We start from the raw sequence: 18,292 nt of genomic DNA on the forward strand, positions 1-18,292 counted from the left end.
ATTCGAAAGATGCGCCATAACTGTGGGAACGGGCTTGCCCCGCGAATGGGCTGCAAGCAGCCCCGGCGATATCAGCCCTGAGGCTTCTCTGCAGGCTGCCACAGCACCTCTGCAACACCTTGCCGCCGCCCGATGATCCGCGCCGCCACGAACAGCAGATCGGAAAGCCGGTTGATATACGCCAAGCCAACCCCCTCCAGCGGCTCTAGCGCATTCAGCTGCTGGCAGCGCCGCTCCGCACTGCGCGCCAGGCTACGGCATACATGGGCCTGCGCCACCAACGCCGAACCGCTGGGCAGGATGAAGTTCCGCAACGGCCCCAGTTCTTCGTTCCACACATCGATCGCCGCCTCCAGCCGCTCCACCTCGGCGTGGTTCAAGGCCTGGTAGCTGGGCATCGCCAACTCGCCGCCAAGGTCGAACAAGCGATGCTGGCACGGCGCCAGAACATTGCTCACTTCATCCAGCCCCAGCTCGGCAAGGCCGGCGAGCAATAGCCCGAGCTGGCTGTTGAGGCTGTCTACCTCACCGATCGCTTCGACCCGTGGGTGGTCCTTGGGCACCCGCCGCCCGTCGCCCAGGCCGGTCTCGCCCTTGTCGCCAGTGCGGGTGTAGATCTTCGACAGGCGATAGCCCATGTCATGCCTCCGTGTGGGTCGGTACCGCCGCCGGCGGTTGGCCGAGGGGCAGGCGCAGGGTGAAGCAGGTGCCCTGGCCGGGCGTGGACTGCACTTCCATCTGCCCCTTGTGGTTGTTGGTGATGATGAAGTACGAAACCGACAGCCCGAGCCCGGTGCCCTGGCCGATTTCCTTGGTGGTGAAGAACGGCTCGAAGGTGCGTTTGCGCACGGTTTCGGGCATGCCCACACCGTTGTCTTCGACCTGGATTTCGGCCCAGGGCGGGTTGAGTCTGGTGCGCAGGGTAATACGCCCTGGCTCGCTGGGCTGCGGCCGCTGGTGGATGGCCTGGGCGGCGTTCTTCAGCAGGTTCAGCAGCACCTGCTCCAGCTCGTTGGCGGTGCAGGGCACCGGGCCCAGGTTGGGGTCGAACTGGCGGACGATGGCCTGGCCCTTGAAGTCGAAGCCGATGGTCAGGTCGAAGTCGTTGCTGGCAATTTCCACGGCCTGGTCGATCAGCGCCGGCAGCTCGCAAGGCGCCAGCTGGCGGTTGCTGCGGCGGCTGAAGCTGAGCATGTGGGTGACGATCTTGGCGGCGCGTGCGCCGGCCTGCTGAATGCCGTCGAGCAGCTGCGGCACTTCGCGGTTTTCCAGGTAGCGGTTGACGCTGGACAGGTCGATGCCCAGTTCGCTGGCCTGTTCCTGGTTACGTGGCAGCTCCGGCGACAGGCGTCGGCGAATGTTCTGCACATTGTGCAGGATCGCGCCCAGCGGGTTGTTGATTTCGTGGGCCATGCCGGCCGCGAGGCCTCCGACCGAGAGCATCTTCTCCGACTGCACCATCATCTCCTCCAGCGACAGGCGCTGGGTGATGTCATCGATACGAATGACCACGCCGCGGCCGCCACCGCCCATCAGCGGGTAGAAGGTCAGGGCGTAATGGCGCATTTCCTCGCCCTTGGGCCAGGTGACCCGCTCGATCTTCGCTACCCGGTGTTTTTCGACGCTTTCCTTGAGCTGCGGCAGAAAAGGCTTGAGTGGCTCGAAGGCGATGAAGATCGGCTGGTTCAGCGCTTCGTCCAGCGGCGTGCCAGAGAGCACCGTGGCCTCGTGGTTCCATTGGGTGACGTAGAGCTGCTCATCGAGGGCGATCAGTGCCGAGGGCATGGAGTCGATGATGCTGTTGAGGTAGTTCTGGAAACCGGTGAGTTTCTTCTCGATCTTGCTGCGCACCTGGACTTCCAGCTCCAGCTTGCGATTGGTGTGGCGGGTTTCTTCGGCCAGGCCCTGGGCCTGGTCATAGGCCATCTGGAACTCGTCGCGGGTGCGCTTGAGCTGCTGCTCGCGGGCCTCGATGCGCGAGAGCATGGTGTTGAAGGCTTCGGCCAGGCTGCCGATCTCGTCGTCGTTGCCGCGGGTGGCACGCAAGGCATAGCTCTCCTCGCGAGTGACCTGGCGGCTGAGTTCTTCGAGCTGGTTGATCGGCTGGGTGATCAGGCGTTTGATCTGCCGGGCGATGATGATCCACAGCAGGATGCTGAACACCAGGATCGCCAGGCTGGCGCTGAGTGTGCCGGTGTAGAACGCCGTGGGCAGCTCGCTGCTGGCCACCAGCAGCAGGTGTGCCGGTGGGCTGGCATCGCGGGGGATGCGGATCAGCTGGGTGCTGCGGAACTCCATCAAGCGCCAGCCGTCGATGTTGCGGTAGCGCTTGGGCAGGACCAGTGGCTCACCGTGCTGCAGCTGGGCCAGCATGCTGCCGTCGCCGCCGTAGATGGCGGCGGCGCGAAGCGGGGTGTAGCTGTCCAGTTCCTTGAGCAGGGCAGTGGCGGTCTCGGCTGAGTCGCCGGCACGGGCCGACAGCTGCGGGTTGGCCACCAGTCTGCCGATGGTCTGCAACGCCTGCGGCGCCATGCTCTCCTGGGTGATCCAGTAGGCGGCGCTGATGAAGGTCAGGTTGGCCACCAGCAGGATGGTCACCAGCAGTACCAGCAGGGCCGCCAGCAGTTTCTGCCCGACCGGGAGGTTTTCCAGGCGTTGGCGCAGGCTCATGGGCAAGGCAATGTCCGTATTGGGTTGAGGTCAGGCGCTGGGCAAACCACGCGCTCGCAGGTTATCGACCAGACGCCGGTGCAGGTGTTCCAGCCGTGGCAGCTTCATTCCGTGGCGCTCAGCTGCCCGGCAGGCGTGGCCCAGCAGGTAGTGCACCTCGGTGCGCCGGCCAGCGCGCACGTCCTGGTACATGGAAGAGTAGTTGGCGGCGGTAGCCAGGATCACCCGCTGCACTTCTTCGTCCAGATCAGTCGCCGCCTCGGGCTGGCCGCAACGGCGCAGCAGTTCGGCCAGTTCCTTGCTCAGTGCCTCGACCTCATCGAGATGCCCGAGCAATCCGCCATTCTGGCAATCGTGCAACACGGTCAGTGGGTTGATTGCGCAGTTCAGCGCCAGCTTGCGCCACAGTCGGGTCATGATGTCGACAGTCCATTCGCCTGGAATGCCGGCGTCGCCCAGGTCAGTGAACCATTCGGGAGTGGTGGGGTTGGCCGGGTCCCCCAGCCAGTTGAAGCCATGGCCGGCGAAACGCACCCGCCAGTCGTCCTCGCGGAACGCGCCTTCGGTGCTGGAGGCGAAGATGCAGCGGGCGTGGGGCGCTTGGTCGGCGACCTCGTCCTGGCTGCCGAGGCCGTTCTGCAAGAGCACGATTTCGGCGCCTTCAGCCAGGCGCGGTGCCAGGCGGGCGATGGCAGGGGCGGCATCGTAGGCCTTGCAAGCCACCAGCAGGCGATGAATGGGCCCGCCGGATTCGGCCGTTTCGGCCGGGATGGCGTAGAGGCTTGTCTGGTCCTGTTCAACCAGCGTCAGGCCGCCGGCCTGCTGGTAGGTACGCAGGCGTTGCGCATCGCGCAGGATCAGGCGTACCGCCTTGCCGACGCGGGCCAGGCGGCAGGCCCAGAGGCTGCCGAGGCTACCGGCGCCGAGAATATGCCAGGTGCTGCTCATCTGCGTTTCGCAACCCGTTATAATGAGCCCGCATTTTAACCTTCTAACACCGACGCGCTCCATGTTCAGACTGAGCGCGCTTTTATTTTATGGAGAATACCCATGCCTTCGTTCGACGTGGTATCGGAACTGGACAAGCACGAAGTGCAGAACGCGGTCGACAACGCCATCAAGGACCTCGACCGCCGCTATGACCTCAAGGGCAAGGGCAGCTTCGAGTTCAAGGACAAGGAGCAGACCGTGGTGCTGACCGCCGAGGAAGAGTTCCAGCTCGAAGCCATGCTGGAAATCCTGCGCCTGGCGCTGGTCAAGCGCAAGATCGACGTGAAGTGCCTGGAAACCAAGGACCCGTACGCGTCGGGCAAGGAAAAGAAACAGGAAGCCAAGTTCCGCGAAGGTATCGACAAGGACCTGGCCAAGAAGATCGTCGCCACCATCAAGGACGGCAAGCTCAAGGTCCAGGCTGCCATCCAGGGCGAGCAGGTACGTGTCACCGGCAAGAAGCGCGACGACCTGCAGGAAGCCATTGCCCTGCTGCGCACCAAGGAATTCGACATGCCGCTGCAGTTCAACAACTTCCGCGACTGATCGCAGGGTTGTCCGGAACCCCGATGGCGTAATGATGTCCATGGGGTCCATGGCCGCCGAACCGACGGCGGCCTGCTCTACGTGTACATGCCGTTCGGCATCAGGAGATGAATATGGATTTGAACGCTGAAGTCGATCAGCTGGTCCGCCAATCGCAGACCTGGGTCCCCTTGATCATGGAATACGGCAGCCGCCTGCTGCTGGCACTGCTGACCTTGGCCATTGGCTGGTGGCTTACCAACGTGGTCAGCGATCGTCTCGCCAGGCTGGTGGGTTTGCGCGTACAAGACCCGGCACTGCAGGGCTTCATCCGCACCCTGGCCAACATCATCCTCAAGGTCATGCTGGCGATCAGCGTTGCCTCGATGATCGGCATTGAAACCACCTCGTTCGTGGCCGCGATCGGTGGTGCCACGCTGGCCATCGGTCTGGCCTTGCAGGGCAGCCTGGCAAACTTCGCCGGGGGTGTGCTGATCCTGCTGTTCCGCCCGTTCCGCATCGGCGACTGGATCGAGGCGCAGGGCGTGGCGGGCACCGTCGACAGCATCCAGATCTTCCACACCGTGCTGCGCACCGGTGACAACAAGACGGTGATCATGCCCAACGGCAGCCTGTCCAACGGCATCATCACCAACACCAACCGCCAGCCGACGCGCAAGGTGGTGTTCGATGTGGGCGTGGACTACGAGGCCGACCTGCAGAAGGCACGCCAGGTGCTGCTGGAACTGGCGCAGGACCCGCGCGTGCTGCCGGACCCGGCGCCGCAGGCGGTAGTCTCGACCCTGGGCGACAGTTCGATCACTGTGTCGTTGCGCCTGTGGACCAAGACCTCCGACTACTGGGACGTGATGTTCATGCTCAACGAGCATGCCCGTGACCGGTTGAAGGCCGAAGGGATCGATATCCCGTTCCCGCAGCGGGTGATTCGCGTGGTGCAGGAAACGGCTACGCAGTAACACCGAGTTGCAAGCTGGGGCCGCTTTGCGGCCCATCGCCGGCAAGCTTGGCTCCCACAGGTACTGCACAAGGCTCGAAGCCTGTGATCCTGTGGGAGCCGAGCTTGCCGGCGATGGGGCGCGAAGCGGCCCCGTGTTTTTACACTTGTTCACAGCAATTGCCCGCCATTTCTGGCATATACCCTGACCCCTCCTGCCTGCACCCGATACGCGATCATGAAACCACTGTTATACATCACCCCCCTCCGGGCCCTGCTGTTCGGCCTGACCCTGGCCCTGTTCGAGCTGCTTACCTACCTGGCCAGCGACGCGGTGATGCCGGCGATGCCAGTGGTGGTCGAGCATCTCAACGCCAGCCCCGAATACATCCCCCATGCGCTCAACCTGTACCTGCTCGGTGGCGTGGTGTTGCAATGGCTGATCGGCCCGCTGGCCGACCGCTATGGCCGCCGTCCGCTGCTGCTGGCCGGCTGTGCCTTCTTTGGCGCCGCCTGCCTGGCCACCTACTGGGTCCAGGATATCGGCCTGTTCAACCTGCTGCGCCTGCTGCAGGGCATCGGCCTGGGCTTCGTGGTGACGGTCAGCTACCCGGCGCTGAACGAGTCGTTCAGCGAAGCGGATGCGGTGCGCATGATGGCCTTGCTGGCCAACATCGCCTTGCTGTCGCCGTTGCTCGGCCCGCTGGTCGGTACCCTGATGCTGCAGTGGCTGGACTGGCGCTGGCTGTTCGTGGCCTTTGCCATCGGCGCGGTGCTGTGCTGGCTGCTGCTGCATCGCCTGATGCCGGAAACCCTCGGTGTGGAGCGCCGTGATGGCTCACGCCTGCCGTTCACCCCGATCCACCTGCTGCCTCTGCTCGCCGGTTATGGCCAGTTGCTGGCCAACCGCAAGTTCGTCGCCGGCAGTGCCGCGCTGGGCCTGGTGGGCCTGCCGTTGATTGGCTGGATCGGCCTGTCGCCGGTGTTGCTGATCCACGATGAGGGGCTGAGCACGATGGAATATGCACTGTGGCAGTTGCCGGTGTTCGGTGGGCTGATCCTCGGTAACCTGATCATCAACCGCATCGCCGATCGTTACCCGCTGCCGGCCCTGGTACGTGGCGCGCTGGGGCCGTACCTGGCCGGGCTGTGCCTGATGGTGCTGGCGACCTGGTGCTGGCCGACGGTGACCAGCGTGGTCGCCGGCATGTCGCTGTATGCGTTGGGGCTGGGTGTGGCCAATGCGGTGCTGTACCGCATGACGCTGTTCGCCAGCGAGCAGAGCAAGGGGCTGGTGTCGGCGATGCTGGGGATGATCACCATTGCCTTGCTGGGGCTGGGTGGCGCGGTACTGGCGATGATCGGAGCAGGGGCGAGCTTGCTGCACTTTGCCCTGGCGGCGGGCGTGGCAGGTGCCTTGGCGCTTTGGCCATTGTGGTTTGTGGTGGGTGGGCGGCCTGGGGAAGGGGCTGTCGCGCAATAACCCTGGTTGCTTGCGCCGGCTCTTGCGCGGGCTCACGCGCTCCCACAGGTACACCACTGCTTTCAGGGCAAGTGGAAAACCTGTGGGAGCGGGCGAGCCCGCGAAGAGGCCGGTACAGGCAGTAGAGTGCTGTCAGGGTTGCTCGGCCGCCGGGTTATCCACCGGAACCTGCTTTCCCCGGCCCACTTCCTGGCGCCAGTGCAGCGCAATCAGGATCAGCGTGGGCACGCCCAGCAACGCAGTGATCAGGAAGAAGTCGTGGTACCCGTACTTCTCCACCATCACCCCTGAATAGCCGCCGATCAGGCGCGGCAGCAACAGCATGATCGAGCTGAGCAGGGCATATTGCGTGGCCGAGAACTTCAGGTTGGTCAGGCTCGACAGGTAGGCGACGAATGCCGAGGTGGCCAGGCCCGAGCTGAAGTTGTCCAGCGAAATGGTCACCACCAGCATCTCCAGGTTCGGCCCCATGTCGGCCAGCATCAGGAACAGGATGTTGGTGGCCGCCGAGGCCGCACCACCGATGAACAGGATCGGCAGAATGCCGAAACGCACGATCAGCAAGCCGCCGACACCGGCACCGACCAGGGTCATGATCAGGCCGAAGACCTTGCTGACGCTGGCGATCTCGTCCTTGGTGAAACCCATGTCGATGTAGAACACGTTGGCCATCACGCCCATGACCGTGTCCGACATGCGATAGGTGGCGATCAGCCCGAGCAGCAACAGGGCCTGCCAGCGATAGCGGGCGATGAAGTCGTGCACCGGTGTCAGCACCGGGGCCAGGCCACGACGGCCCAGGCTCGAAAGGCAGGCCCAGGTCAGCAGCACGTAGAGGATCAGGCGCAGGAAGGCACGGTCTTCCAATAGCAGATCGAGTGGTGTTGCATCGCCGGAAATCACGCTCGACCAGCCGGTGTTGAACATCTGGGTGAAGCTGGCCGGTACCGACACCAGGAGGATGATCAGTACGAATACCGAGGCCATCTGATGCATCAGGCCATAGCGCGCGGCCGACAGCTGGGTGCGCATGGGTACCGGTGGCTCACGCATCACCAGGGTGGTGAACAGTGCCGGCAGCATCATCACGCCGAACAGCACGTAGGTGCCGGCCCAGGCCTTGTGCAGGTAACTGAAACCGGTGGAACCGAACCATTCGGCAAAGAACAGTGCGCCCGCAGTCGCGAGCAGGGCGGCAACGCGGTAACCGGCCATGTAGCTGGCAGCGAGGGCCGCCTGGCGTTGATCGTCGGCAATCTCGAGGCGATAGGCATCGACGGCGATGTCCTGGGTGGCCGAGGCGAAGGCCACCAGCACCGCCAGGGCGATCAGCCAGGAAAGATGCTGCTGCGGGTCGCACAGGCTCATGCCGACCAGGCCGATCACCACCAGCGATTGCGAAAGCAACAGCCAGGAACGCCGCCGCCCCAGGCCGCCGAGCAGCGGCAGGCGCCACTGGTCGAGCAGGGGGGACCAGACCCATTTGAAGGCGTAGGCCAAGCCGATCAGGCTGGCGTAGCCAATCGTTTCACGGGCCACGCCCGCTTCGCGCAGCCACACCGACAGGGTCGAGAACACCAGCATGTAGGGCAGGCCGGCGGCGAAGCCCAGCAGCAAAAGTACCAAGGTTGACGGGCTGGCATAGGCAGCGAGCGCAGCGCGCCAGGTTTTACGGGGCATGGGCCAACATCTGCCTCAAATTTGCGAAAACAAAGCGCGCACTCTAACCGCTGTGCTCCATTGGGCGCCAGCCATGGCGCGTCATATCCACACGATTTTTAGTCACATTCACACCCTCTGCGCGCAGTCTGGCCCGCTGTTCATCGCCCGAAGGCGTGCCCAGCGCCAGGCTCAGGCGCCCGCCTGCGCCGAGTACCCGGTGCCAGGGCAGGCGGGTATCGGCTGGCAACTGCCCGAGGGTACGGCCCACCCAACGTGCCGCTCGCCCAAGCCCCGCCAGCTCGGCGAGCTGGCCATAGCTGACTACCTTGCCTTCGGGCACCTGGCCAAGCACCGAATACAGGGCCGTTCGTCGGGCTTCGGGTGACGCCAGCGTGTGCTCATAACCCTCAGACATCAGGGCAGCCCTGGCCTGGGATGAAACCGGACCAACGGTCACGGCAAATGAGAGTTGAACTCAACGGCATGCTCCTGGGTCTGTCCTTGCTCTGGTCGTCGGTATCTGGATAATGCCCGGCTTTTTTCGACAAATCGAACCTGTAGCGCGCTTATGTATTCTAGATCCTTGCTTTGCCTGTTGACCGTTTCCTTGTGCGCCGCCCCGGCATACGCCGACACCGTGTGGATGAAGAACGGCGATAGGCTCAGCGGCAAGATTCGTGTTTTCGACGGTGGCAAGTTGCTGCTGGAGACTCCGTATGGTGGTTCGATCTCGCTGGACTGGAAGCAGGTCCAGACCCTGGAGAGTGATCAGGAGCTGCTGGTGAAGCAGGACGCCTACTCGGGCGAGAAGGCGAAGTCGCTCAAGGCCGCCGAGCCAGGCAAGGTGACGCTGGCCAATGGCGATGCACCGAAGACGGTCGACCTGGCCAGTGTCCAGCAGATCATGAAGCCCAAGCCGCTGGTGGAAGACTTCATCTGGAAGGGCAACGTCGACGTGGCCATGGACTACAAGCGCGCCGAGACCGACAGCGATGACTACGATGTCGACTTCAAGACCACCGCCCGTCACGGCCGTTGGCGGCACAATGCCGAAGGCGAATACAACCGCGAGAGCAAGGACGACGTCACCACCACCGACAACTGGAGCGCCGAGTACGCGCTCGACCGCTTCATTACCGAGAAGTGGTTCTGGCAGGGGCGCATGGAGTACAAGCGCGACCGCATCGAGGACCTGGCCCGCCAGCGCACGGTCGGTACCGGCCCTGGCTACCAGTTCTGGGACGACGAGCTGGGCGCGTTCTCCCTGGGCTCGCTGATCAACCGCACCGATTTCGAGTACCAGGACGGTGCCAAGGACAACTTCTATTCAGCGGCGGTGAAGTGGGACTACACCCGCTATCTGATCGGCAAGAACGTCCAGCTGTTCACCAATGGCGAGTTTGCCAAGCCGCTGGGCGGCGTGGCCGACTACTCGCTGGATGCCGAGGTGGGGCTGCGCTACAAGGTCACCGAATGGGCCTCGCTCAACCTCAAGGCTGAGAAGGACATCATCACCGGTACGCGCGACAGCGATCTGGACAAGACCCGCTATACCGCCGGCTTTGGTGTGACCTGGTAAATCGCCGGGGGTGCTTTGCGCCCCTTTTCGCGGGCAAGCACGGCTCCCACAGTCCATCAGGCCTGTGAGTTACCTGTGTGAGCCGCGCTTGTCCTGGCGATGAACCGCGGCGATGGCCCGCGTAGTGGCCCCATTGGCACTGGATCTGATAATGCTTATCTTGTCACCCATCCAGTCCGTATCCAGGAGCCGCGCTCAAGTGAGTACCAACGCCATCCGCCCCGCTAGGGAACTGCTGCTCAAGGAATACCGCGGCGTGCTCTCGACCCATTCCAAGTCCATGCCGGGCTTCCCGTTCGGTTCGGTGGTGCCTTACTGCCTGGATGCCGAGGGCAATCCACTGATCCTGATCAGCCGCATCGCCCAGCACACCCACAACTTGCTCAAGGACCCCAAGTGCTCGCTGCTGGTGGGTGAGCGTGAGGCCGAGGACGTGCAGGCCGTTGGCCGCCTGACGGTCATGGCCGAGGCGCACAAGCTGGTCGACGATGCGGCCATCGAGGCGGCGGCCGAACGCTACTACCGTTATTTCCCTGACGCGGCCAATTACCACAAGGCCCATGACTTCGATTTCTGGGTCCTGCAGCCAGTGCGCCATCGCTACATTGGCGGTTTCGGTGCCATCCACTGGCTCGACCAGGTAACCTTGGCCAATCCGTTCGCGGGCAAGGCCGAGGCGAGCATGATCGAGCACATGAACAGCGACCATGCCAATGCCATCGCCCATTACGTAGCGCTGACCGACCTGCCGCGCAACGTACCGGCACAGATGGTCGGCATCGACAGCGAAGGCATGCACCTGCGAATCGGCCAGGGCATCTACTGGCTAGCGTTCCCTGCTTCTTGCAACACGCCGACACAAGTGCGCGAAGCCTTGGTTTTGCTGGCGCGCGCCGACCAATGGCCGACCGCGACTGAAGTCGAGGCTTGAAATCCCGAGCGCACGCATCCATCTGTGGGTCTTACAGGAAGGGTTTCTTCCAACGAGGAATGCTTTGATGCGTGCTTTTCTACTGCTGTTTCTATTGTTCCCGGTGCTGGAGCTGTTCGTCTTCGTCAAGGTCAGCGCCGCGATCGGTTTCTTTCCGGCGCTGCTGCTGATCATCGCCGGCTCCGCCCTCGGTGTGCTGGTGGTCCGTGTGGCAGGCCTGGCCACCGCGCTGCGTGCCCGTGAAAGCCTGCAGCGTGGCGAACTGCCCGCCGAGGACATGTTCCAGGGCCTGATGCTGGCCGTGGGTGGTGGTTTGCTGCTGCTGCCAGGCTTCATCAGCGACGTGCTGGGCCTGCTGTGCCTGCTGCCATTCACCCGCCACCTGGCGGCCCGCAAGATGCGCGAGCGTGCCGAAGCCCAGGCCATGCGCCAGCGCGCGTTCCAGGACGACCCATTCCAGGCGCAGCCGCGTGATGGCGGCCATCGCCCGAACGTGATCGAAGGCGAGTACGAGCGCCGCGACAAATAGGCAAACCCATAATCCCCCGGGGCCGCACAAGCGGCCCCGGTGTTTTTCAAGTGTCTGAAAATTTTTGCATCTCAAGCCTTGTAATTGAATATGGCGGCCTCATGTATGTGGTCACCGTAAGGTTTCTGGTGGTAACACCAGTCATGACACAGGTGGTTCGCTCTTTGCGGACCATCCCCGGCAACGCCGGATTGCATTACCCCGCCGGTTTCGATACCGGCCGACAAAAACCACTATTTGGGAGAGATCGACAATGAAGCTTCGTCCTCTGCATGACCGTGTAGTCATCCGTCGCAGCGAAGAAGAATCGAAAACCGCTGGCGGTATCGTCCTGCCGGGTTCGGCCGCAGAAAAACCAAACCGCGGCGAAGTCGTTGCAGTTGGCACTGGTCGCGTCCTGGAAAACGGCGAAGTTCGTGCGCTGGCCGTTAAAGTCGGCGACAAAGTGGTTTTCGGCCCTTACTCGGGCAGCAACACCGTGAAAGTCGATGGCGAAGACCTGCTGGTCATGGCCGAGAACGAAATCCTCGCCGTTATCGAAGGCTGATTTCACCCGACTTCCCGTTACTCCAAAGTATTCCAAGGATTAAACGATCATGGCTGCTAAAGACGTAAAATTCGGCGATTCCGCTCGTAAGAAAATGCTGGTTGGTGTCAACGTTCTGGCTGACGCGGTAAAAGCGACCCTCGGCCCGAAAGGTCGTAACGTAGTGCTGGCCAAGAGCTTCGGCGCTCCGACCATCACCAAGGACGGCGTTTCCGTCGCCAAAGAAATCGAGCTGAAAGACGCCTTCGAAAACATGGGCGCCCAGCTGGTCAAGGAAGTGGCTTCCAAGGCCAACGACGCTGCCGGTGACGGCACCACCACCGCTACCGTTCTGGCTCAGGCCATCGTCAACGAAGGCCTGAAAGCCGTCGCTGCCGGCATGAACCCGATGGACCTGAAGCGCGGTATCGACAAGGCCACCGCCGCCGTTGTCGCCGAGCTGAAGAACCTGTCCAAGCCATGCGCCGACTCCAAGGCCATCGCCCAGGTAGGTACCATCTCCGCCAACTCCGACAACTCCATCGGTGAAATCATTGCCGAAGCCATGGAAAAAGTCGGTAAAGAAGGCGTGATCACCGTTGAAGAAGGCTCGGGCCTGGAAAACGAACTGTCTGTTGTAGAAGGCATGCAGTTCGACCGCGGCTACCTGTCTCCGTACTTCGTCAACAAGCCGGACACCATGGTTGCCGAGCTGGAAGGCCCGCTGCTGCTGCTGGTCGACAAGAAGATCTCCAACATCCGTGAACTGCTGCCAGTTCTGGAAGCCGTTGCCAAAGCCGGCCGTCCTCTGCTGATCGTTGCCGAAGACGTCGAAGGCGAAGCCCTGGCTACCCTGGTGGTCAACAACATGCGCGGTATCGTCAAGGTTGCCGCAGTCAAGGCACCGGGCTTCGGCGACCGCCGCAAGGCCATGCTGCAGGACATCGCCGTCCTGACCGGCGGCCAGGTCATCTCCGAAGAAATCGGCCTGACCCTGGAAACCACCACCCTGGAGCACCTGGGTAACGCCAAGCGCGTCATCCTGTCCAAGGAAAACACCACCATCATCGACGGTGCTGGCGTGGACGCCGACATCGAAGCACGCGTCAAGCAGATCCGTGCCCAGATCGAAGAAACGTCCTCCGACTACGACCGTGAGAAGCTGCAAGAGCGTCTGGCCAAGCTGGCTGGCGGTGTTGCCGTGATCAAGGTCGGTGCTGGCACCGAAGTTGAAATGAAAGAGAAGAAAGCCCGCGTTGAAGACGCCCTGCACGCTACCCGTGCAGCCGTCGAAGAAGGCGTGGTGCCTGGCGGTGGTGTGGCCCTGGTTCGCTCCCTGGCTGCCATTGCCGACCTCAAAGGCGACAACGAAGACCAGAACGTCGGTATCGCCCTGCTGCGTCGCGCCGTAGAAGCTCCACTGCGCCAGATCACTGCCAACGCCGGCGACGAGCCAAGCGTTGTCGCTGACAAGGTCAAGCAAGGTTCGGGCAACTTCGGCTACAACGCCGCTACCGGCGAATACGGCGACATGATCGAGATGGGTATCCTCGACCCAGCCAAGGTCACCCGTTCGGCTCTGCAAGCCGCAGCTTCGATCGGCGGTCTGATGATCACCACCGAAGCCATGGTTGCCGACCTGCCGGAAGACAAGCCAGCAGCTGGCATGCCTGACATGGGCGGCATGGGTGGCATGGGCGGCATGATGTAAGCCAGCCTTACCCCCTGCGACAAGAAAAAGCCCCGCCTAGTGCGGGGCTTTTTCGTTTTCCGGTGCCGGCCACTGGGGCCGCAAAGCGGCCCCTCTGTCAGGCAATGCTATGTTCAGCAGCGGGCGCCTCGGCCATGCCCCTGCGATACAGCACCAGGTAATACGAGCCCAGGCCGATCAACCAACAGAACACCCCCGTCCATACGTTATGCGACAGGAAGTGCGCGCCCTGCAGCATCCGCCCCAGCCCCAGCGCCGAGCCGGCCAGCAGGGTCACCACGAACGCCACCCGCGCCAGTTTCGGCCGGCGGTCACGCAGCATGAAGAACAGGCCGAACAGGCAGAAACCGGTGGCGGCATGCCCGCCCGGCCAGCACAGGCCAGGTTTGTCGGTCGCCGGGCGGTGTTCCAGCAGCTTGCTGTAGGTTTCCTTGCCGCCGAACTGGGTCAGGCTCCACGGGCATTGCACCTGGGTCACCTTCTTCAGCGGCGTGACAAAGGCCGTCGACAGACCCAACGCCAGAACCAGGCAACCCAGCTCGCGGCGCCAGCTGAACAGACGCTTCCAGAAGAAGCTCGAGGCGAACGCGACCAGGGAAATCAGCCCGAGCAGGATCACGCCTTGCTTGACCCGGTCATGCATCACGGTTTCCAGCAGGTAACTGTGACGGCCGATGAACTGCCCGGCAACAGGGTCGAAGAACAGGTTGGCGACGTCCATGTCGAGCGAAGTCAGTTCCAGCAGAAGCAAGGCCACGGCGACAGCCAGAGGTATGCCCAGATATAGCCAGAGATTGATCGGACGCGGACGAGTGCGTTGTTGCATGACGACTCCAGGGGGTAAAAAGACCGGGCATTGTCATGCGCCCGCTATCCTCTGTCCGTGAAGGATCAGTGAAAAAACTGTCAAGTTCGCTGAATTTGCCCGAGGGCTGGCACAGTACCGGCGATGGCCTTAAGCTGCGCCTGCCGCGCACCCTAGCGAAGCGCCGCACAGGAGAACCCGATGCGTATTCTTTTGGTTGAAGACAACCGCGACATTCTTGCCAACCTTGCCGATTACCTGGGCATGAAAGGCTACACCGTCGACTGCGCCCAGGACGGCCTCTCAGGCCTGCACCTGGCCGCCACCGAGCACTACGACCTGATCGTGCTCGACATCATGCTGCCCGGTATCGACGGCTATACCCTGTGCAAGCGTCTGCGTGAGGATGCCCGCCGTGATACCCCGGTGATCATGCTGACGGCCCGCGACCAGCTGGACGATCGCCTGCAGGGCTTCCGCTCCGGTGCCGATGATTACCTGCTCAAGCCGTTTGCCTTGTCCGAGTTGGCCGCGCGCATCGAAGCGGTGCTGCGCCGGGCCCAGGGCGGCGGCCGCCGTACCCTGCAGGTCGCGGACTTGAGCTACGACCTCGATACCCTCGAAGTGACCCGCCAGGGTCGCCTGCTCAAACTCAACCCGGTCGGCCTCAAGCTGCTCGCCGTGTTGATGCAGAAGAGCCCGCACGTGCTGCGCCGCGAGGTGCTGGAAGAAGCCCTGTGGGGCGATGACTGCCCAGACAGCGACAGCCTGCGCAGCCATGTGCACCAGCTGCGCCAGGTGATCGACAAGCCGTTCGAAAAACCTCTGTTGCACACCGTGCATGGCGTCGGCTATCGCCTCGCCGAGGGCCGCGATGGAGTTTAAGCAGAGCCTTGCCCAGCGCATCATCATCGCCTTTGCGTTGATGAGCGCGCTGGTGGCCGGTGCCTTCGCCTTCGGCATTGTCGCCACCGTGCACCTGGTCGAAGAGCGCCTGATCTCATCGGTGCTCGGCGGCGACCTGCAGCGCTTGCTGCGCATGGACAGCGTCAGTGACTGGAGCCACCGGCCACGGCCTGACCAGCTGTTCTATTTCAGTGGCGGGCGCGATGATTTCGAGCTGCCCAAGGACCTGCGCCGCCTCGATGTCGGCTTCCATGAGGTGTTTCGCGACCAGCTGTCCTACCACGCGATGGTCGAGATCGTCGATGGTCGCCGCTATGTACTGCTGCAGGACCAGAGCGATTTCGAAGAGCGCGAGCGCGTGCTGTTTGCCGTCGTGGTGGTGGGTTTCGTGCTCAGCCTGGTGCTGGCGGTGGTGCTCGGCTGGCTGTTGGCGCGCAGGGTGATGGCACCGGTCATCCGCCTGGCACGACAGGTTCGCCATCGTGATCAGTTGCTTGGCCTGGCGCCGCCGCTGGCACCGGACTACGCGGCCGACGAAGTCGGCCAGCTGGCGGTAGCGTTCGACGATACCCTGGGCCGGCTGCGCGACGCCCTGACCCGCGAGCGCTTGTTCACCAGCGATGTCAGCCATGAGCTGCGAACGCCGCTGATGGTGCTGGCCACTTCGTGCGAACTGCTGATGGAAAACCCCAATCTGGATACCCGTTCGCGCAGCCAGGTGGAACGTATCGCCCGTGCCACGGAAGAGATGCGCGAGCTGGTCAAGACCTTCCTCATGCTCGCCCGTGCTCAACGTGACCAGGGGGCGGTGGCGTCCCAGGCAACGCTGCGTGAAGTCGCCGACGACCTGACCGGGGTGTGGCGCGATACCATCGAGCAAAAGGGCCTGACGCTCTACTACGATGGTCAGGTCAGTGCAGGCCCTTTGCTGTACAACGCCACGTTCCTGCACTCGGTGATGGGCAACCTGTTGCGCAATGCCGCGCATTACACAGACAGCGGTTATATCCGCCTGAGCCTGGAGCTCAACGGCTTCAGTGTCGAGGACAGTGGCGTGGGGATTCCGGAGGAGCAACGCGAAGCAATGTTCCAGCCGTTCGTGCGTGGCGAGGAGCGGCGTGGCGAGGGCCTTGGCCTGGGCCTGTCGCTGGTGCAGAGGATCTGCGACGACCAGGGCTGGCGAGTGACGCTGACCGCGACGGCACCGCATGGCTGCCGCTTCCAGGTAGACCTGAGCCAGAGCGCGGAAAAGACCGATCCCACGCAGTAACAAGATGAAACATAGCTACAGGTTCGTGACATTATTTTCACATTGGCATGACCTGTTTCCAACGATCCGATACCTAAGGTAAGCGCATTGGAAACTGGAGATGTCCGATGCGTAGCCCGATCAAACTCGAATTTTCCGAGAAGTACGACCAGCAACATGCCAAGGAGTACTTCCTCAAGCACCAGGATGGACTCGCCCGTCGCCTGTCCCACAAGCGTGACGAGCAGCTGGCTCGTCGTGCCCTGGCGCTGGCCGGAGAGCCGGGTCTGGTCCTCGACTTGCCCTGCGGCGCTGGCCGTTTCTGGCCGCTGTTGGCGGAAAAGCCGAACCGGGTCATCATCGGTGCCGACAACTCGGAAGCGATGATCCAGACGGCCTGTGCCGCGCAACCGCCAGAGGTGGTGGCGCGGGTACGCCCTTTGCAGACATCGGCATTCGCGATCGACTTGCCGGATAATTCGGTCGACAGCATCTTCTGCATGCGGCTGTTCCACCATATTGGCGAGTCGGCTCACCGCAAGACCATTCTTGACGAGTTTCAAAGGGTTAGCCGTGACAGTGTAATCCTGTCATTGTGGGTGGACGGTAACTTCAAGGCCTGGCGCCGCCAGAAGCTCGAGCAGAAGCGCAGTGCCAAGGCCGAGCAGGGCGCCTATCAGAACCGTTTCGTGTTACCGGCAGAAACGGTTGAAGCAGAATTCAAGGCCGCCGGCTTCAGAATCCAGGAACACCTCGACTTCCTGCCGTTCTATGCCATGTGGCGGGTATATGTATTGCGTAAGGGGTAGTGTTTGATGGCTGTAGCCCAGAATGGGGAGTCGCGGTTCGATTATTACTGGCGCCAGCAGGGCGAATGGGTCGAGGAACCCAACCAGCGGCGCGGTGGTGAAAGTGGTGTGCAACGGCTGAGCGATGGCAACGGCAAGGTGCTGTATGCCAAGCGTCAGGTTGGCCATATCTATCGCAGCCTGTTGCACCCATTCGGCAGGCCGACCGTGCTGCGCGAACTCGATGCGCTGAACAGCTTCGAGCAACTGGGTGTTCGCGTGCCGCGCATCGTGTTTTGTGGTGCCGAGCGTGACCCCGAGCATCAATGGCGCGCGCTGCTGGTCAGCGAGGCGCTGGACGGCTTTGTCGAACTCGACACGTGGCACGCCGAAGGCGCGCGCGAGCGCTATCCTCAGGTAGTGCATGAACGCATGCTCAAGGACCTGGCGGACAACCTGGCGCGCATGCACCTGGGCCACTGGCAGCATGGCTGCCTGTACGGCAAGCACGTCTTCATCAAGGTCATCGGCGAGGGTGAGCAGGCCCGCGTCGAAGTTGCACTCCTTGACCTGGAAAAATGCCGACGACGCATCAGCTGTCAGCGGGCTGCGGGTAACGACCTGCGCCAGCTGCGCCGCCACTCGTCGCTAAATGACACGGAATGGCAAACGCTGCTCTATTTTTACCAGATGGCGTTTGGCAGCGCTGTCAAAGGGTTAGGGCAATGAAACTAGAAATCGCTCGAGCTTTGTTCCTGGTGGCTGGGTTGGCTGTGACCACGGCGGCGGTAGCGGCCTGGGAAGAGCCACGGCCTGTGGTATTCAGCAAGCCAGACCAGTGCGCGGTGCCGCGTGAGGTCAAGGCACAGCAGAGCCAGGCCCAGCCGGATCAGGACCTGTTGCTGTTCCTGTTCGGCATGCGCCAGGGGCTACGGCCGTTTGGCTGATACAGCTCGAGCAAGATGAAGGCCTCGCAATCGCGA

The 18,292-nt window shown here is 62.7% G+C and carries 19 protein-coding genes; 13 read left to right on the forward strand and 6 right to left on the reverse strand.

The features are described 5' to 3' along the window. Positions 1-71 precede the first annotated feature (71 nt). The 3 genes from ACIPZ5_RS17195 to ACIPZ5_RS17205 are packed head-to-tail and all read right to left on the reverse strand — an operon-like array spanning position 72 to position 3,618. Complete coding sequence (locus ACIPZ5_RS17195; protein ID WP_400809778.1) at positions 72-638, reverse strand: cob(I)yrinic acid a,c-diamide adenosyltransferase; 567 nt, start codon at positions 636-638, stop codon at positions 72-74. Between the two features lies 1 nt (position 639). Then, a complete protein-coding gene (locus ACIPZ5_RS17200) occupies positions 640-2,670 on the reverse strand; it encodes an ATP-binding protein (protein ID WP_400809780.1) in 2,031 nt (676 codons plus the stop codon). A gap of 30 nt (positions 2,671-2,700) precedes the next feature. Next, positions 2,701-3,618, reverse strand: coding sequence for a putative 2-dehydropantoate 2-reductase (locus ACIPZ5_RS17205; RefSeq protein WP_343597815.1), 918 nt, complete (start codon positions 3,616-3,618; stop codon positions 2,701-2,703). Positions 3,619-3,720: 102 nt separating this feature from the next. Between ACIPZ5_RS17205 and ACIPZ5_RS17210 the strand changes: the two genes are divergently transcribed. The 3 genes from ACIPZ5_RS17210 (at position 3,721) to ACIPZ5_RS17220 (ending at position 6,623) form a co-directional block, all read left to right on the forward strand. Next, complete coding sequence (locus tag ACIPZ5_RS17210) at positions 3,721-4,206, forward strand: YajQ family cyclic di-GMP-binding protein (RefSeq protein WP_054884610.1); 486 nt, start codon at positions 3,721-3,723, stop codon at positions 4,204-4,206. Positions 4,207-4,319: 113 nt separating this feature from the next. After that, a complete protein-coding gene (locus ACIPZ5_RS17215; protein ID WP_261941458.1) occupies positions 4,320-5,162 on the forward strand; it encodes a mechanosensitive ion channel family protein in 843 nt (280 codons plus the stop codon). A gap of 216 nt (positions 5,163-5,378) precedes the next feature. Then, entirely contained in the window at positions 5,379-6,623 is a 1,245-nt protein-coding gene (locus ACIPZ5_RS17220) for an MFS transporter (protein ID WP_400809783.1), read from the forward strand. A gap of 132 nt (positions 6,624-6,755) precedes the next feature. Here ACIPZ5_RS17220 and ACIPZ5_RS17225 read toward each other — a convergent pair whose 3' ends face one another. Together ACIPZ5_RS17225 and ACIPZ5_RS17230 are read right to left on the reverse strand one after the other, a co-directional pair. Then, entirely contained in the window at positions 6,756-8,303 is a 1,548-nt protein-coding gene (locus ACIPZ5_RS17225) for an AmpG family muropeptide MFS transporter (RefSeq protein WP_261941456.1), read from the reverse strand. Positions 8,304-8,346: 43 nt separating this feature from the next. Then, on the reverse strand, positions 8,347-8,700 hold the full coding sequence (locus tag ACIPZ5_RS17230) for an MGMT family protein (RefSeq protein ID WP_261941455.1): 354 nt from the start codon (positions 8,698-8,700) through the stop codon (positions 8,347-8,349). Between the two features lie 153 nt (positions 8,701-8,853). Between ACIPZ5_RS17230 and ACIPZ5_RS17235 the strand changes: the two genes are divergently transcribed. The 5 genes from ACIPZ5_RS17235 to groL all read left to right on the forward strand — a co-directional run bounded on the left by ACIPZ5_RS17235 (position 8,854) and on the right by groL (position 13,561). After that, the gene (locus tag ACIPZ5_RS17235; RefSeq protein WP_261941454.1) at positions 8,854-9,864 is read left to right on the forward strand and encodes a DUF481 domain-containing protein; all 1,011 of its coding nucleotides are present in this window, start codon (positions 8,854-8,856) and stop codon (positions 9,862-9,864) included. Between the two features lie 199 nt (positions 9,865-10,063). Then, the gene (locus tag ACIPZ5_RS17240) at positions 10,064-10,795 is read left to right on the forward strand and encodes a HugZ family protein (RefSeq protein ID WP_400809786.1); all 732 of its coding nucleotides are present in this window, start codon (positions 10,064-10,066) and stop codon (positions 10,793-10,795) included. 67 nt (positions 10,796-10,862) lie between these two features. Further along, positions 10,863-11,324 carry an FxsA family protein gene (locus ACIPZ5_RS17245; protein WP_085675097.1) on the forward strand — a complete coding sequence of 154 codons (462 nt, stop codon included), beginning with the start codon at positions 10,863-10,865 and terminating at the stop codon, positions 11,322-11,324. A gap of 253 nt (positions 11,325-11,577) precedes the next feature. Further along, positions 11,578-11,871 (forward strand): co-chaperone GroES, encoded by a 294-nt coding sequence (locus ACIPZ5_RS17250; protein ID WP_009684394.1) that lies wholly within the window; start codon positions 11,578-11,580, stop codon positions 11,869-11,871. Positions 11,872-11,920: 49 nt separating this feature from the next. Beyond that, complete coding sequence (groL, locus tag ACIPZ5_RS17255; RefSeq protein ID WP_261941451.1) at positions 11,921-13,561, forward strand: chaperonin GroEL; 1,641 nt, start codon at positions 11,921-11,923, stop codon at positions 13,559-13,561. Positions 13,562-13,658: 97 nt separating this feature from the next. Here groL and ACIPZ5_RS17260 read toward each other — a convergent pair whose 3' ends face one another. Then, a complete protein-coding gene (locus ACIPZ5_RS17260) occupies positions 13,659-14,387 on the reverse strand; it encodes a phosphatase PAP2 family protein (RefSeq protein ID WP_400809788.1) in 729 nt (242 codons plus the stop codon). 180 nt (positions 14,388-14,567) lie between these two features. Here ACIPZ5_RS17260 and colR point away from each other — a divergent pair, with 180 nt between their 5' ends. The 5 genes from colR to ACIPZ5_RS17285 all read left to right on the forward strand — a co-directional run bounded on the left by colR (position 14,568) and on the right by ACIPZ5_RS17285 (position 18,256). Continuing rightward, positions 14,568-15,251 carry a two-component system response regulator ColR gene (gene colR, locus ACIPZ5_RS17265; protein ID WP_003255215.1) on the forward strand — a complete coding sequence of 228 codons (684 nt, stop codon included), beginning with the start codon at positions 14,568-14,570 and terminating at the stop codon, positions 15,249-15,251. Continuing rightward, entirely contained in the window at positions 15,241-16,542 is a 1,302-nt protein-coding gene (locus tag ACIPZ5_RS17270) for a HAMP domain-containing sensor histidine kinase (RefSeq protein ID WP_261941449.1), read from the forward strand. Before colR ends, ACIPZ5_RS17270 begins: the two co-directional genes overlap by 11 nt. A 107-nt stretch (positions 16,543-16,649) precedes the next feature. Further along, on the forward strand, positions 16,650-17,330 hold the full coding sequence (locus ACIPZ5_RS17275) for a class I SAM-dependent methyltransferase (protein WP_261941448.1): 681 nt from the start codon (positions 16,650-16,652) through the stop codon (positions 17,328-17,330). 6 nt (positions 17,331-17,336) lie between these two features. Continuing rightward, the gene (locus tag ACIPZ5_RS17280; protein ID WP_261941447.1) at positions 17,337-18,038 is read left to right on the forward strand and encodes a lipopolysaccharide kinase InaA family protein; all 702 of its coding nucleotides are present in this window, start codon (positions 17,337-17,339) and stop codon (positions 18,036-18,038) included. After that, positions 18,035-18,256 (forward strand): hypothetical protein, encoded by a 222-nt coding sequence (locus tag ACIPZ5_RS17285; protein ID WP_261941446.1) that lies wholly within the window; start codon positions 18,035-18,037, stop codon positions 18,254-18,256. Before ACIPZ5_RS17280 ends, ACIPZ5_RS17285 begins: the two co-directional genes overlap by 4 nt. The last annotated feature ends 36 nt before the right edge of the window (positions 18,257-18,292 follow it).

It is taken from the genome of Pseudomonas sp. NPDC089428, from assembly GCF_044749325.1.
Lineage (GTDB): Bacteria > Pseudomonadota > Gammaproteobacteria > Pseudomonadales > Pseudomonadaceae > Aquipseudomonas.